The 14640-nt window shown below is 36.9% G+C and carries 15 protein-coding genes; 8 read left to right on the top strand and 7 right to left on the bottom strand.

The features are described 5' to 3' along the window. Positions 1 to 17: 17 nt before the first annotated feature. Positions 18 to 992 carry a biotin synthase BioB gene (gene bioB / locus ELS83_RS10385; RefSeq protein ID WP_171595508.1) on the top strand — a complete coding sequence of 325 codons (975 nt, stop codon included), beginning with the start codon at positions 18 to 20 and terminating at the stop codon, positions 990 to 992. A gap of 83 nt (positions 993 to 1075) precedes the next feature. Here the strand turns inward: bioB and ELS83_RS10380 are convergent, their stop codons facing one another. From ELS83_RS10380 to ELS83_RS10370, 3 genes are read right to left on the bottom strand one after another with little or no spacing between them, the layout of a single operon-like run. Beyond that, a complete protein-coding gene (locus tag ELS83_RS10380; protein WP_171595507.1) occupies positions 1076 to 1780 on the bottom strand; it encodes a LytR/AlgR family response regulator transcription factor in 705 nt (234 codons plus the stop codon). Then, positions 1773 to 2810: a sensor histidine kinase gene (locus ELS83_RS10375; RefSeq protein ID WP_171595506.1), complete on the bottom strand. Its 1038-nt coding sequence runs from the start codon at positions 2808 to 2810 to the stop codon at positions 1773 to 1775. Before ELS83_RS10375 ends, ELS83_RS10380 begins: the two co-directional genes overlap by 8 nt. Before the next feature lie 20 nt (positions 2811 to 2830). Further along, positions 2831 to 3562 (bottom strand): hypothetical protein, encoded by a 732-nt coding sequence (locus ELS83_RS10370; protein WP_171595505.1) that lies wholly within the window; start codon positions 3560 to 3562, stop codon positions 2831 to 2833. 64 nt (positions 3563 to 3626) lie between these two features. Here ELS83_RS10370 and ELS83_RS10365 point away from each other — a divergent pair, with 64 nt between their 5' ends. The 4 genes from ELS83_RS10365 (at position 3627) to ELS83_RS10350 (ending at position 7695) form a co-directional block, all read left to right on the top strand. Next, a complete protein-coding gene (locus ELS83_RS10365) occupies positions 3627 to 3770 on the top strand; it encodes a hypothetical protein (protein ID WP_171595504.1) in 144 nt (47 codons plus the stop codon). Positions 3771 to 3798: 28 nt separating this feature from the next. After that, positions 3799 to 5238 (top strand): Na+/H+ antiporter NhaC, encoded by a 1440-nt coding sequence (gene nhaC / locus ELS83_RS10360; protein WP_171595503.1) that lies wholly within the window; start codon positions 3799 to 3801, stop codon positions 5236 to 5238. Between the two features lie 257 nt (positions 5239 to 5495). Continuing rightward, a complete protein-coding gene (gene pruA, locus ELS83_RS10355; protein ID WP_171595502.1) occupies positions 5496 to 7127 on the top strand; it encodes an L-glutamate gamma-semialdehyde dehydrogenase in 1632 nt (543 codons plus the stop codon). Positions 7128 to 7389: 262 nt separating this feature from the next. Then, positions 7390 to 7695 carry an FtsB family cell division protein gene (locus ELS83_RS10350; protein ID WP_171595501.1) on the top strand — a complete coding sequence of 102 codons (306 nt, stop codon included), beginning with the start codon at positions 7390 to 7392 and terminating at the stop codon, positions 7693 to 7695. A 109-nt stretch (positions 7696 to 7804) separates the two neighbouring features. On the opposite strand, the gene ELS83_RS10345 is transcribed toward ELS83_RS10350, so the two are convergent. Next, positions 7805 to 9073 carry a glycosyltransferase family 2 protein gene (locus tag ELS83_RS10345; protein ID WP_171595500.1) on the bottom strand — a complete coding sequence of 423 codons (1269 nt, stop codon included), beginning with the start codon at positions 9071 to 9073 and terminating at the stop codon, positions 7805 to 7807. 90 nt (positions 9074 to 9163) lie between these two features. Then, positions 9164 to 9751 (bottom strand): OmpH/Skp family outer membrane protein, encoded by a 588-nt coding sequence (locus ELS83_RS10340; RefSeq protein WP_171595499.1) that lies wholly within the window; start codon positions 9749 to 9751, stop codon positions 9164 to 9166. A 260-nt stretch (positions 9752 to 10011) separates the two neighbouring features. Between ELS83_RS10340 and ELS83_RS10335 the strand changes: the two genes are divergently transcribed. Next, positions 10012 to 10923, top strand: a complete 912-nt coding sequence (locus tag ELS83_RS10335; protein ID WP_171595498.1) for a proline dehydrogenase family protein — start codon at positions 10012 to 10014, stop codon at positions 10921 to 10923. Between the two features lie 34 nt (positions 10924 to 10957). Here ELS83_RS10335 and ELS83_RS10330 read toward each other — a convergent pair whose 3' ends face one another. Beyond that, positions 10958 to 11671, bottom strand: a complete 714-nt coding sequence (locus tag ELS83_RS10330) for a carboxypeptidase-like regulatory domain-containing protein (protein WP_171595497.1) — start codon at positions 11669 to 11671, stop codon at positions 10958 to 10960. 35 nt (positions 11672 to 11706) lie between these two features. Beyond that, positions 11707 to 12279 (bottom strand): nitroreductase family protein, encoded by a 573-nt coding sequence (locus ELS83_RS10325; RefSeq protein WP_171595496.1) that lies wholly within the window; start codon positions 12277 to 12279, stop codon positions 11707 to 11709. Positions 12280 to 12446: 167 nt separating this feature from the next. Between ELS83_RS10325 and ELS83_RS10320 the strand changes: the two genes are divergently transcribed. Together ELS83_RS10320 and ELS83_RS10315 are read left to right on the top strand one after the other, a co-directional pair. Continuing rightward, positions 12447 to 13547, top strand: coding sequence for an adenylate/guanylate cyclase domain-containing protein (locus ELS83_RS10320; protein WP_171595495.1), 1101 nt, complete (start codon positions 12447 to 12449; stop codon positions 13545 to 13547). Positions 13548 to 13570: 23 nt separating this feature from the next. Next, complete coding sequence (locus ELS83_RS10315; RefSeq protein ID WP_171595494.1) at positions 13571 to 14455, top strand: DUF6268 family outer membrane beta-barrel protein; 885 nt, start codon at positions 13571 to 13573, stop codon at positions 14453 to 14455. Positions 14456 to 14640: the final 185 nt, after the last annotated feature.

Genomic DNA, 14640 nt, shown 5'->3' with positions numbered 1-14640 from the left:
ACTAGAAAAATCTTATTATGACTGACATTAGAAACAACTGGACTCACGAAGAAGTGAAAGAAATTTACAACTTGCCATTGCTTGATTTGGTAAACCGCGCTTCGAACCTTCACAGAAAATATCACGATCCATCGAAAATGAACATGAATACTTTAATTTCGGTTCGTACCGGAGCATGTTCGCAGGATTGTAAATACTGTGCCCAATCGGCCAGATACAACACACATGTAAAACCACAAAAACTTAGCCTTGAAAAAGTGCTTGAGGAAGCAAAATTTGCCAAGGAAAATGGTGTAAAACGTGTGTGTCTTAGTTCGGCTGGTAGAGATGGAAACCGCGACGATCGTTTCGATGAAATTGCAGAAATGATCACGGAAGTGAAGAAAATGGGCTTGGAAGTTTGTTGTACCATGGGTATGATTAACAAGGAAAAAGCTCATAAATTGGCCGATTTGGGTGTTACTGCCGTGAATCACAATATTGATACTTCGGAAAGACATTACCCAAATATTACGACAACTCGTACTTATTCGGAAAGACTGGAGACTCTTGCAAACCTTCAGGAAGCAGGAATTCAGTATTGTTCTGGTGGTATTCTTGGAATGGGTGAAAACGACGAAGATCGCATTGAAATGCTTCGAACTTTGGCCAACCAGGAAAATCATCCTTATAATGTTCCGCTAAACTCATTGGTGCCAGTTGAAGGAACTCCTTTTTACGGGAAAGAAACCATTGGTATTTTCGAGATGGTGCGTGCCATTGCCACTGCACGAATTTTAATGCCTAAAACTGTGGTTGCCTTTGCAGCGGGTAGAACGCATTATAGCCAGGAAGGACAAGCACTTTGTTTCCTTGCCGGTGCAAATTCTATCTTCTTTGGAGATAAATTGCTGACTGTGGATAACATGACCATCAACGAAGATGAGCATCTTTTAGGTCAGTTGGGCTTGACTCCAACCAAATACCACGAACTGACTACTTTGGAAGAATAATAGCAACAAAATTATAAATTGGTATCCTTACACCTTGTGGGGATACCAATTCTGTATCTATACATTGCCTGTTCGAGGCATTTTTACAACACCTTCATCAGTTCATCGCGATACGAACTGGCTATTGGCAGCAAGCGGTTGGCAATACAAACCTGGTTTCCCTCTAAATATTCAATTTTCCTGATATTGATAATATAAGATCGATGAACCCGCAGAAAGGTATTATCGGGCAGCTTTGTGATGAAACTTTTAAGCGTTTCATGAATCACAATGCAATCCTCATTTCTATAAAGCTTTAAATAGTCTCCTTCCGATTCGATAAAGTTCAGCTCCGAAGGTTTTAGCAAATAGGTTTTCTTGTTTGATTTGACCAAAATGGTCTCCTCCTGCTGATCTTGTTTCAGCTCAGGCTTATCCTGTAATGATAGAAACTTATTAACCGACCTTAGAAATCGTTCGAAGGAAAATGGTTTCAACAAGTAATCCAAGGCATTCAAATCAAAACCTTCAACCGCATATTCGGGATAGGCAGTGGTAAAAATCACTTTCGGAGCTTGACCCAGACTCTTCAACCATTCTATCCCATTCATTTTTGGCATATTGATATCCAAAAACAACAAATCTACCTGCTCTTTCAATAAAAATTGGTTTGCCTCTAATGCATCATTACAGATTGCTCTGAGCTCTAATTGAGGACAATCTTTAATATAGGATTCCAAAATTTCCTGCGATAGTGGTTCGTCCTCAACAATAATGCATTTGTATGTTCGATCGGTGGTTTTATTCATGATTCAGTTCTAGTTTAAGGGCTACTTTATATTCATCTTCCTGTTTGGATAAATGTAAGTCATGTTTGTTTGGATATAAGGATTCCAACCTGCTTTTTACATTTTCTATTCCAAATCCACCAATTGGGTCAATTTCCTTAGAGGATTGCTTTGGAATGGAATTGCACAAATCCATTTCCAATATCCCATTTTCGATTCGAATACTTAGATCAATAATATCCCGGTCGAATTGGTTTAAACCGCCGTGTTTAAAACTGTTTTCGATAAATGGAATCATTAAAAAGGGTGCTATTTTCTGATGCTTCAACTCCCCTTCTATCAGGTAACGAATTCTGGTTTTATTTTTACAACGAAGCTTTTGCAATTCCAGGTAATTGGTAATGTAGGCAATTTCTTTTTCCAAATCTACATGCTGATCGTTGGATTCGTAAATCATGTATCGCATTAAATCGGATAACTGAAGAATGTAACCAGGTGTTTCATCCGATTTTTTTCGTGCCAGGGCATACAAGGAGTTCAAATTGTTGAATAAAAAATGGGGATGAATATTCGATTTCAAAGCCAACAATTCGGTTTCCGATTGTTTTTGTTTCATCTCCACCAATCTTTTCTCGGTCTCAATTACTTTGAACCACGATTCCGATAACTTAAGCAATGTGGTCAATCCCAGGTAAACGATACTGAACTTGAGCAATTCAGCAATTTCATAAGATGAGATAAAGAAATAATTTGGCGCAAGAAAATCACTTACATATTCAAAGGTAAACTCATTCATATAGGCTACAGCAATCCATACAATCACGAAGCATAGCATATATAAAAAATACTTTTCCCGTCTTAAAAATCCTGGAATTAAAAAGAGAAGATTGATGTATACGCCCATTACCAGACTAATGTGAAACAAAGCAGTATACACATAGTCGATTTTGGATAGCTTTTCCTCATAAGAGAAATAATGTATCAGCACATAGAAGGAAAGCCCCCAAAACAGGAGGTGATGTAATCTTCTGTTTTGGAGTACTCGCTTCAAGCTATTTTTCAATTGATGAATCATTTTATTCTTTTCAATATCAAGGCTTCATCCGGATCATTAAAGATCTGTGAATCGGCAAACTTTATCAGAAACTTCTGGATATCTTCGGTTTTTGCTGTGATAATTACCTTATTATCATGCTCGACATGCTCTATGCGAACTCGCTTGTTTTCAATCAAATCTTCAAAATCATCGTTCTCTATGGTATTTACAACCAACTCATCACCTTTAAAATCGATTTTGAAAAAACCATGCGTTCTTACAATCATTCCTGCAATAAAACTTCCCGAAATTTTATCACCAACATGCTTATCATTGGGAATTAGATCGAGAAAGTAATGCCCGCCTAAATTCGAAAGTTTCCCATCAAAAATGCTGGTATCTTTTTCGGTAATCATTGTAATCTCGTAGTATTTATTCATTTTGGGAAATTCGACTGTAACCCCGAGGTCTTTTTCGATTTCCTGAACCCGCTTCTTAATTTCATCATGATCGATTTCATCGGATCCAAAGCTACTTCTCACATCTGGCTTTCCATTTATTTTATGAGATGAAGAGTCGACGATGGTTTTAATAATATAGCGATCTTTTTCTTCGCCTTTCCAAACACCATTCAACTCATCTAAATGAATTCGGTCGGTATTTGTATACAATGGATTTAAAGAACTTACCACGCAAGATTGTGTTGCTGCAAGCAGTAGCAAGAAAATTCCAATTAATTTGATTCTTTTCAACTGTTTCGTATTCATGATTTTTGTTTTAGTGAAACTTCTGTCCTATTGATCATGATCTACAATCAAAATAAAGGAATCAATGCTTCAATCTAAAAATCTTTCGATGTATGCCAGCAATGTTTCGGTAGAAAACAAATCTGCTTCGATTTCGGGTTTCCAGCATAAATTTAACAAGTGTTATGGTTTAAATTCCATTTCAGCACGATTTTTTGTAAGTTCATAGGCTCTAAAACCAACCCAAAAACCTACTCATGACCCAAAACAACAAACCTCTCTCGCTTGGCGAAGCTTTAATTCCCATTCTTTTGCTTATTCTATTACTGAGTATTAATGCATTTGTATTTGGCGATATGGCCATAGAAGGTGCAAACCAGTTTTCCCTGCTCATTGCAGCAGCTGTTGGAGGCATAATTGCCCTTCGTTACGGAAAAAAATGGGAAGACCTGCAAAAAGGCTTTGTAAAAAGCATTGGTACAGCAATGCCTTCCATGTTAATTTTATTGCTGATTGGATCCTTAGCCGGAACCTGGATGATTTCAGGGGTGGTTCCTGCCATGATTTATTACGGACTGGAATTCCTGAACCCAAAACTGTTTTTGATGCTATCGGTAATTATATGTGCTATTGTTTCGGTTGTATCAGGATCATCGTGGTCGACCATTGCAACCATTGGAGTTGCCTTGCTCGGAATTGGGAATGCCATGGAGATTAATCCGGCCCTGGTTGCAGGAGCCATTATTTCGGGAGCCTATTTTGGCGATAAAATATCTCCCCTTTCCGATACAACCAACCTGGCACCAGCCATGGCCAATGTCGATTTGTTTGTACACATTCGTTATATGATGTACACAACTGTGCCCTCTATATTAATTACATTGGTAATATTTACAATTATCGGATTCACCAAACATGGAGAAATCGATCCGGAAAGCATACAACAAGTTCAGTTGGCCATTAAGGATAACTTTACCATTACACCCTGGTTGTTTTTGGTACCCATCTTATTATTTGTAATCATTAGTAAAAAGGTGCCTGCCTTGCCTGCCATTTTTGCTGGCACTCTAATAGGAGGAATTTTTGCTATTATTTTTCAGCCCCAAATTATCAACCAACTTTCTGATAGCTCTTCATTTGTTGAAGCCAGCTACCAGGTAATCATGAAATCTATCTTTACCGATATCAGTGTACCTGTTGATAATGAAAACATACAAGATTTGCTTTCAACCGGAGGAATGAAAGGCATGCTTAATACAATCTGGTTAATATTAACGGCTATGGTATTTAGCGGTATCCTGGAAACAGCAGGTATCTTAAAGAAGATAACGGAAACCATGTTAAAGGCTGTACACTCAACCGGCTCTTTGGTGGCCACCACGGCAGTAAGTTGTGGATTCTTAAACCTGACTGCTTCCGACCAATATATCTCTATTGTGGTTACGGGGAGAATGTTTGCAAAATCGTACCAGGATCAGGATTTAAAACCAGAGGTTTTGAGTCGTACATTGGAAGACTCGGGCACAGTAACCTCGGTTTTGGTACCCTGGAACACCTGTGGAGCCGCCCAGGCAGGTGCATTGGGAGTTGCAACAGCAGCCTTTGCCCCATTCTGTTTCTTTAATATTATCAGTCCCTTTGTAAGCATTGCAATGGCCTACCTAAATATAAAGATCAGAAGAATATCTAAAAGTTAAAGAATTTTAAGCCCAAAGTAAAACTTATAAACTGTTCGACGATTAGAGGTTTAGACTGTTAATTTGTTAGGCTTTTTATATCATAAGTTGAAAATTAATATCAAAACCGAAATTCTTGTGAACTTCTTATGCTGAGTGTTTTTCATGTAATCAATAAAGCATGATAATACTCATAAATCAGAAATTGTTTTTTTTTTAGATTTGCTCAGAGAGTAAAAGAAAACTGTAAAAAATTTAACCCTTAAACAAACATTATCATGCCAAAAGGTATATACAATGTTCCGGTTGCAACCAACGAGCCTATTTACTCATATGCACCAGGAACTCCTGAAAGAGCTGAATTGCAAGCTACCCTTAAAAAAATGCGTTCTGAAGTAATTGATGTGCCTATGTACATTGGTAACGAAGAAGTTAGAACCAACAACTTGTTCGCAATGACTCCTCCACACGATCACAAACACGTGTTAGGACACTATCACCAAGGTGGTAAGGAGCATGTACAAATGGCTATTGATGCTGCATTAGCTGCTAAGCCAGCATGGGAAAACTTAGGATGGGAACATAGAGCTTCTATCTTCTTAAAAGCTGCTGAATTAATTTCTGGTCCTTACCGCATGAAATTAAACGCTGCAACCATGTTGGGACAATCGAAAAATGCTTTCCAGGCTGAGATCGACTCTGCTTGTGAGATTGCTGATTTCTTGCGTTTCAACGTTCAGTATATGACTGAAATTTACAAGCAACAGCCAATGTCATCGAAAGGTGTTTGGAACCGCGTAGAGCAACGTCCATTAGAAGGATTCATTTTTGCTTTGACTCCATTCAACTTTACTGCTATTGCTGGTAACCTTCCAACTGCTCCTGCTATGATGGGTAACACTGTAGTTTGGAAACCATCTAAAACTGCTGTTTACTCGGCTCAAGTTTTAATGGAAGTATTCAAAAAAGCGGGTGTACCTGATGGCGTAATCAATTTGGTATACGTTTCTGGTCCTGCTGCTGCTGACGTAATTTTCAACTCTCCAGATTTTGCTGGTATTCACTTTACTGGATCAACTGGTGTATTCCAGGGTATGTGGAACACAATTGGTAGCAATATCCACAAGTACAAGTCGTACCCACGTATCGTAGGCGAAACTGGTGGTAAAGATTATATTTTCATGCACCCAACTGCTGATGAGCAAGAAGTTGCAACTGCAATTACTCGTGGTGCTTTCGAATACCAGGGACAGAAATGTTCTGCTGCCTCTCGTGCTTATATTCCTGCAAGCAAGTGGGATAAAGTATTGAAGTTGGTTCAGGAAGATCTTGCCAAGATCAAAACTGGTGGAACTGAAGATTTCACAAACTTCCACAATGCGGTTATTGATGAAACTACTTTCGATAAGTTAGCTTCTGCTATTGACGATGCGAAAGCTTCTCCTGATGCTGAAATCGTTGCTGGTGGTGAGTATGACAAGTCGGTAGGTTACTTTATCAAGCCAACTGTAATTCAGGCTAAAAAAGCTGATTATATTACAATGGAAGAAGAGTTATTCGGTCCTATCATTACAATCTTTGTTTACGAAGATGATAAGGTAGATGAAACTTTGGATATTCTTGATCAAACTTCTATTTACGCATTAACTGGTGGTATTTTCGCTAACTGTCGTTATGCAATCGAAAAATTAGTGAAGCGTTTAACTCACACTGCAGGTAACTTCTATATCAACGATAAGCCAACTGGAGCTGTTGTTGGTCAGCAACCATTCGGTGGTGGTAGAGGATCTGGTACAAATGATAAGGCTGGTTCTATGATTAACCTACTTCGTTGGGTTTCTCCAAGAACAATCAAGGAATCATTTGTTCCTCCAACAGACTATATGTATCCTAACTTCTTGGAAGACTAGGAATAAAAATATTGGATCGTTAAGCCGGATTCGCTCCGGCTTCCAATGACATGATTTATTTTGGATAAAAACGACCGGAGTTTCTTCGGTCGTTTTTTTATGGATTTGCATGAACGAAATTCATGCAGCTGTTATCATTAATTCAATGATATTTTTATCCTAAAAACCACTTAAGCTTTTCGCTGATAAAAGCACAAATTTTCTACTTTTTCACCTTTCTACTCTTACACATTATTTGTAATTTAGCCGGAAAGACACAGCTATGATTCTCAAACTTGCTAAAAAATACATTCCCCAGATTATCAGAAGTAAATATGTAATTGCTTTCCTGATATTCTATGTGTGGTTGTTTTTTGGTGACCAGCATTCCATCTGGGAAAGAAAAGGCTACGAATCGAAAATTGAAGCCTTAGAGAAAGAAAAAGCTTACTTTCTGAAAAAAATTGAGAACGATAAGGCTCGTATTCACGAACTGAAGACCAACAAGAAAAACCTTGAAAAGTTTGCACGTGAGCAGTACCTCATGAAGAAAGAAAATGAGGATATCTTTATTTTTATTGAAGAATAGTTGATCTTACCTTATGCTGAGTAGAACAAATACTGCGCGCCTTTATTCAATTGCTGCAGTGTTAAACTAAAGTTTTCCGCCTACAGCTTCAAGCTTCGATACTTATCGCTTAATGTTTTCTCTCATAATCACGATAGATCTCTAATAGTTCTCTTGCAGAATAAATGCCTTTGGTATCGATCTCCAGGTCTGTTAGCAATTGTTTTGCACAAACTAGAATGCTCTCCTCATCGATAAACTGTTCGTGCACATTGTTCAGGTATTTTAATACTTTAAAGGCATTAAATGCAGCAAAGAACTTCTTTCTGAAGGTATCGATTGACGCACAGTTTTTATTGATTTCTTCCAGGGCTTCAAAGAAATTATCTTCCTTTAAATAGCTTCGCACCGAGCCTGGCAATTGTACCAATAAATCATTCAGGTAGGTATCGTAATCTACACCAAAGAAATCATCCACCTTATCAAAAAAGGCTTTGAGTTCTTTAAAGGCAGAATAGTTGTAAGTCTGGTAATCAAGAATTCCCTCATCAACGAAAGTAGAAACCGCCTTTCCAGTTCCAAACGGCACTCGATCCGAAACGCGAGGCGATGGAATTACACGGGTAGTTTTAATTTCATAAAACTTACCCAATGGAATAATTTTCTGTAGAAAGTAGAAATCTTCACCTGCCTGTCTGCGATTCATTCCTCCCTGTTTGATGTAAGCACTTGCCGAAACAGCAAAACTCGAACCTACTGTATGAAAAGCATGCGGATGGCCTGCATATCGCATGGCTAGCATGTAGTATCTTAAATACAGTTCATATTGAGCAATGGCATCGTAAATTTGCTGATCGAAATCTTCTCCCTCCAAAGGATGTTCGTAGAAAATATTCGCACCATTGGCTTTTGGATATTTTTTAAATAAGTTTTCAATCTCTACCAAATAGTTCGAATCGCAAGTTGAATCTGCATCGAAACCTGTTATGATTCCATTTGCTTTATCGATTTTATTAAAACGGGCAACAGCCTCATCCATCGCAATTTTCCTGGCAAAGCCAACTCCGGCAAACTTTCGTTTTAATTTGGGTTGGTGAATCAAATAGAATTTCAATTTCTCATCCTGATGAGTTTCCATCCATGCTGTAGCCTCGGCAATGGTTTTTTCATTCTGATCAAGGGCTTTCTGCTCGGTTTGTTCACCTGAATTTACAATCACAATTACTTCCACAACACCATTGGGTCTGTCACAATTCCATAATGCTTCCAAACTTGGAATCAAATCCGGCTCATCATAACAAGGTATCGTTACAATTAAATTTAAGTTCTCATCCACAGGAGCAGCAATGTACTCAGGGTACATTCTTTGTTTTTTCAGGTATTTATCAGCGAAAGCCATATTTCTTATTTAGATACGAAGGGCAAATATATAAAAAAGGGCAGATAGCTAAATCTGCTACCTGCCCTTTCTTGCTTGTAAAATCTTTTATTATTTTGCTTCAGCAGTATATCTTGCATTTAAGCCATCAACAATATCCTGTGTAATGTCTAAACCATCTTGCGAGAACAATACATTACCACCTTTTGTAGTACTTAAAATCACGCTGAAATTACGTGTTGCATTGTACTCTTTTAGGTAGTTGGTAACGCTATCGAATAAACGCTTGCTGTTTGCTTGCTGCTCACCCATTAATTCTGCGCTAAGCTCACGCTCCAATTGCTGCAAATTTTGTTGCTTCGCAATTAACTTTTGCTGCGCTTCTTCTGCTCTCTGACGAGTTAAGAATCCATTATTCTGAAGTTTACGCTGAAATGCAACTGCTTCTTGCTCCAATTTCTGAGCTTTAAAGTTGAAATCAGTACGTGAATCTTCTTGTTTCTTCAAAAACTTCTCATTCAAATCACGTGAAAAGTTATAGTTGCTTAATAATGAATCAGTGTTAATGTATACAACAGCTCCTTCTCCAGCTACAGTTTTTACTTCGGTCGATTCTCCTTTACCAGAAAATTGAACAAAGTACAGAATTGCAACAGCAACAACTAACACGGCATTTAATGCAACAGATAAATTTTTCATAGGTATTTAGTATTTAATTTTTCAGGTTTTATTTCAATACCACAAATGGTATTGCCATTTTTTGATTTTGCCTAACAAATATAACTTTTATAAGTAGACTAAAAAATTCCTGGCATTCAATTTTAAAAATGCAGCAACAATAAATATCATCAAATATCCAAACATTTTTATATGCTGATAAACATCATTCTTTTTGATGTGAATACTCTATACATTGTGAACAACAATTATCAAACGTAAATCACTAAAAATTTAACTCAATGTTCAATAAACTTATAGCGGCAACCCTACCCTATATGCCTAAGAAATTAGTTTGGATATTCTCTAAACGATACATTGCAGGTGAAACCATTGCTGATGCAGTAAGAGAATCCAAAAAATTAAACGATCAAGGAATGAAAGTTACCGTTGATCTTTTAGGAGAATTCATTAAAAACCTTGACGAAGCTACCGAGAACAAAGAAGCTTACCTTGAAATTATTGACACATTTGAATCGAATAAAATTGATGGAAACTATTCTGTAAAACCAACATTTTTCGGTTTACTACTTGATGAGGAAGTTTGTTACCAGAACATCCGCACAGTGGTTGCCAAGGCGGCAGAATACAACAACTTTGTAAGAATCGATATGGAAGATTCTCCTTGTGTTGATAAGGAAATCAGAATTTTTAGAAAGCTGAAAGCTGAGTTCCCAAAAAATGTTGGACTGGTTGTTCAGGCATACCTGAAAAGAACCCTTGACGATTTGACTAACATGATGGATATGCAAAATGGTGTTTCAAAGTTAAACTACCGTTTGTGCAAAGGAATTTATGTTGAGCCTGAAGAAATTGCTTACAAAAAATACGAAGAAATTAACGAGCACTTCCTTGAAGATTTGGATTTCATGCTAAAAAATGACGTATATCCAGGAATTGCAACTCACGATAAACCATTGGTTGATGGTGCTTACAAATTGATTGAGAAGTACAATGTACCTAAAGATAAGTATGAGTTCCAGATGCTATATGGTGTAACGCCAGAATTGAGAAAATCGATTGTTGACAAAGGACATACCATGAGAGTTTATGTACCATTTGGAAAAGATTGGTTTGGATACTCAACCAGAAGATTGAAAGAAAACCCAAAAATGGCTTCCCTGATTATAAAAGCCTTATTTAACAGAGGATAATAAAAGAAAAAGCGGTGAAAATTCACCGCTTTTTTTATTTCTTATTTTTTACACCGTATCGATACATCTGTTTCAGGGTGGTAATTTCCTTATCGGTTACCAGGTTGTCCGGAATTTTCATCTTACGCTTACGCTGAATTCGTTTCACCTCTGGTAATGTTCGTAAAGTACTAACTCCTGCAACCATTTCCTGAGGTACCATGGCTTTGTGCTCATTTTCGATTACATGCTGTTGAATCAACAAATCGGTATTGGCTTTGGCATCCATCTTTTCCGGTCGCTTGGTTAAAGCTTCGTAAGTGGCTGAATTTACATTGTTCTTGGCTCTAACATATTCTGGAGTATTTACTTTGGCACTGATAAAGGCCTGTTTAAAATCTCCAAATCGAGGAAGAATCAAGACTTCCTGCAAAGCAACTGTATCTTTGGCCATAAATACACCAAAAAGGTAAGAATCCTGAGTTAAACTATCGCTTACAACAACCTGTACATTCTGATATCCAACGTAAGAATATTGAATCGTATCACCCGCATTTACCCAAAATGAGAAACGACCAAAAGCATTGGAAGTACCTGCTTTTTTATTATTTACTTTATAATGCGCGTATGGCAATGGTGCTAGTTCTTCCTGGTCCATTACTGCACCTGTAAAAAATAATGAATCTGTTCTTAACTTCTGTGCACTTAGCGTCTCACTTGCCAGAACAAAACAAAAAAGAGCAATGCACCCAATCACATATCTTCTCATTTTACCAGTTTTTAATTCGATCCGCAGACCTATTCTTATAATTCTTCCAATATTACCTCATCGATATTACGTTTTGGCACATAATGTACTCCATTCTCATCGCGCCAATACTTAATATCCCCATCTTTCATTTCTGTAATTACCACTTCTTCTTTTGGCTTGCCCAATGCAATTACCTGAATAATTGAATATCCTTCATCAATTTGTAACAAGTTACGAAGCTCATTGTTTTTAAAAGCACGAATGATACAGCCACCAAAACCACTTTCGACTGCTCCTAACAACAAATTTTGGGCCGCAATTCCATCGTCGCTAAAATAATTTTTCCCAAGCGCATCATCGTTAATCATGATCACATAAGCCGATGGTCTTTCACCTTTTACAGGTCCATCCCAATCTTTCAGGTAACCAGCCCATGCCAAATTCTCAAACACTTTATCACGCATTTCTTCCGACAACACAATTTTATACTTTATGGTTTGAGCATTTCTTCCTGATGCTCCTAATCTTGCCAAATCAATCCAACCCTTAACCTGTGTGGAAGAAATTTGTTCTCCTTCAAAAAATCTTCTGTAACTTCTGTTTTTAGCAACTAATTCTTTTAACATTTGCGAATTCAATTCTATATTTAACTAATAATATTTGTGGAGCAATTCTTCTTACTCTATGATATAAATTAATCCATTTTTCTTGATTCGTCAAAGAAATTAACAATTCTATTCTATCTTTATTATTTAATGCCAAACCCACTTAACACTTAACAACTGTTAATCACATGCTTAAACTTAAAAAAAGTACTAAGGATCAAATCAAAAGTTTTCTCACCATAAATGCCTTTTGGATCATTTTTATCTATTTATGGAATTTTTTGCAGATGGATCCCGAAATTGAGATCCCAGAGGAACTTAAAGATCCCTTTAAAGAGCGAATGGATGGTTTAAACCTCCTACTTGGAGGTGTGTTAATGGGTACCATATTTAGTTTGCTAAATATGAGAATTAACAAAAAGCAGGAACAGTTAAGGAAACAATCTTATGGCAGGATTATTTTATTCTACAGTATTGTTCACTTGATTCTTACCGTTATCTGTGTTTTTATTATCGGTATACTTTCTCAGTATATCATGATTGGTGAAATTAACAAGGAAGACATTCTTGAGATTAGATCGTTTGTTAGGTCGGCCAATTTTTTCAAGATATTGATATATACCTACCTCATTAGCTCGGGCATCATCCTGATGCAGATTTTTAACCAAAAATTCGGACCAGGCGTATTGATCGATCTTCTTTTGGGGAAATATCGACAGCCAAAAGAAGTAAAGATGATTTTCTTGTTTATGGATTTAAAATCGTCCACAACTTACGCCGAAAAACTGGGACACAAAAAATACAGCCAACTGATTCAGGATTGTTTCACCGATTTAACCCTTGCAGTGAATGAATTTAACGCCAATATTTACCAATATATTGGTGATGAAGTTGTACTGATTTGGCCCTACGAAGAAGGTGTAAGAAATGCGAAATGCGTAAAGGTATTCTATCGCTTTAAAGAGTATTTGGAAAAAAGATCCGATCATTATTTAAGCTCCTACGGATTTGTTCCACAATTTAAAGCAGGCCTGAACGGCGGAACCTTAATGGCCGCTGAAGTTGGTGTTATTAAACGTTCTATTGCATATCATGGCGATGTAATTAATACAGCTTCGCGCATTCAAGGTTTGTGTAATTCTTTCGAAAAGGAATTTTTGGCATCAAAATTGATAATAAGCGACCTGTCGGTATATAATACCTTCAATTATTCATATATCGATAATCTTAATTTAAAAGGAAAGAAAGAGAAAGTTAGTATTTATAGTATAAACAAAACCCACTCATAAATTGTTTTACACATAAATTTTAGATGAAAGAAAAAGTAATTTTATTCGTTAGCTTGTTGCTGATCACATCCTTCACAAGCATTGCACAATTTGGTAACGAGAGGTTTAACACCAATTATACTCACATTGGAAAAGGTGATGCATCCACTGGTTCTGATGTCTCTTTTGAGAAGTATAGTATCTCCCTCACATTCCCTAAAAGTTTAAACCAAAAAGGATTGCGAATTTTCCACACTGTAGATTACGCCAAAACAAATATCGAATATGGAATTGTACCAGACCTGGGCGTTGAATTGGAAAATTTTCATTCGATTGGATATACATTTGGCATTTCGAAACCCCTAAAAAAAGGTTGGTTTTTAACAGCTTTTGTGAAACCAAATATCTCTTCGAATTTCGATTCTTCGGTAAGTTGGGATGAACTCAATCTTTTTGGTATGGCATTATTTACCAAGCCAATTAATCAGAAAAAGAATTTAATGTTGAGTATAGGTGCCATTTACTCAAACACTTTAGGATTTCCAGCTCCTATTCCGGTAGCCAGTTTAATGTGGAAACCCGATAAAAAATGGACCATCAATTTTGGATTCCCGCGCATGGACGTAAACTACCAATTAAGTCCTAACACCCAGCTGGGAGCGAACCTTTTAATTGCAGGTGAGAATTTTTCTTTGAGTGATAAAATTAGATCTGAAGATGGCAATACCACAATAGATAATGTTGGAATCATGAACATCGGTGGTGGTATTTACCTGAATCAGAAAATAGCTAAGAAAATTACTGTAAAAGCAAATGCAGGTCACACATTCTCAAGAAATTTTGAATTTAACGATGGTACAGATAAAGTAGTGGATTTCGATCTAGACAACAATTTCTTTGTCAGTGCCGGAATATCAATAGGTATTTAAAAAAAAGAGGGTGATTTTAAATCACCCTCTTTTTTTATGCTTTGTCCCGTCCTGAAATAAGTTGACAGTAAATCGACTTATTTATGAAAATATTGAGAAAGACTGTAGCAAGGCGTACCCAACGAAATTATAATTTATCCTTTAAATTGTCAGTTGTACGTCAAGTTGAAGAAGGGGAAATGACC

The sequence above is a fragment of the Marinifilum caeruleilacunae genome, from assembly GCF_013141825.1.
Classification (GTDB): Bacteria; Bacteroidota; Bacteroidia; order Bacteroidales; family Marinifilaceae; genus Marinifilum; species Marinifilum caeruleilacunae.
This window is presented reverse-complemented; position numbering and strand designations above follow the sequence as displayed.

Excerpts from the sequence above, each read along its gene's own strand:
- ELS83_RS10335 (WP_171595498.1), top strand. The coding sequence starts at position 10,012 with ATGTTCAATAAACTTATAGCGGCAACCCTACCCTATATGCCTAAGAAA.
- nhaC (WP_171595503.1), top strand. The coding sequence starts at position 3,799 with ATGACCCAAAACAACAAACCTCTCTCGCTTGGCGAAGCTTTAATTCCC.
- ELS83_RS10370 (WP_171595505.1), bottom strand. The coding sequence starts at position 3,562 with ATGAATACGAAACAGTTGAAAAGAATCAAATTAATTGGAATTTTCTTG.
- bioB (WP_171595508.1), top strand. The coding sequence starts at position 18 with ATGACTGACATTAGAAACAACTGGACTCACGAAGAAGTGAAAGAAATT.
- ELS83_RS10325 (WP_171595496.1), bottom strand. The coding sequence starts at position 12,279 with ATGTTAAAAGAATTAGTTGCTAAAAACAGAAGTTACAGAAGATTTTTT.
- ELS83_RS10350 (WP_171595501.1), top strand. The coding sequence starts at position 7,390 with ATGATTCTCAAACTTGCTAAAAAATACATTCCCCAGATTATCAGAAGT.
- ELS83_RS10380 (WP_171595507.1), bottom strand. The coding sequence starts at position 1,780 with ATGAATAAAACCACCGATCGAACATACAAATGCATTATTGTTGAGGAC.
- ELS83_RS10330 (WP_171595497.1), bottom strand. The coding sequence starts at position 11,671 with ATGAGAAGATATGTGATTGGGTGCATTGCTCTTTTTTGTTTTGTTCTG.
- ELS83_RS10320 (WP_171595495.1), top strand. The coding sequence starts at position 12,447 with ATGCTTAAACTTAAAAAAAGTACTAAGGATCAAATCAAAAGTTTTCTC.
- ELS83_RS10365 (WP_171595504.1), top strand. The coding sequence starts at position 3,627 with ATGCTTCAATCTAAAAATCTTTCGATGTATGCCAGCAATGTTTCGGTA.
- ELS83_RS10340 (WP_171595499.1), bottom strand. The coding sequence starts at position 9,751 with ATGAAAAATTTATCTGTTGCATTAAATGCCGTGTTAGTTGTTGCTGTT.
- ELS83_RS10345 (WP_171595500.1), bottom strand. The coding sequence starts at position 9,073 with ATGGCTTTCGCTGATAAATACCTGAAAAAACAAAGAATGTACCCTGAG.
- ELS83_RS10315 (WP_171595494.1), top strand. The coding sequence starts at position 13,571 with ATGAAAGAAAAAGTAATTTTATTCGTTAGCTTGTTGCTGATCACATCC.
- pruA (WP_171595502.1), top strand. The coding sequence starts at position 5,496 with ATGCCAAAAGGTATATACAATGTTCCGGTTGCAACCAACGAGCCTATT.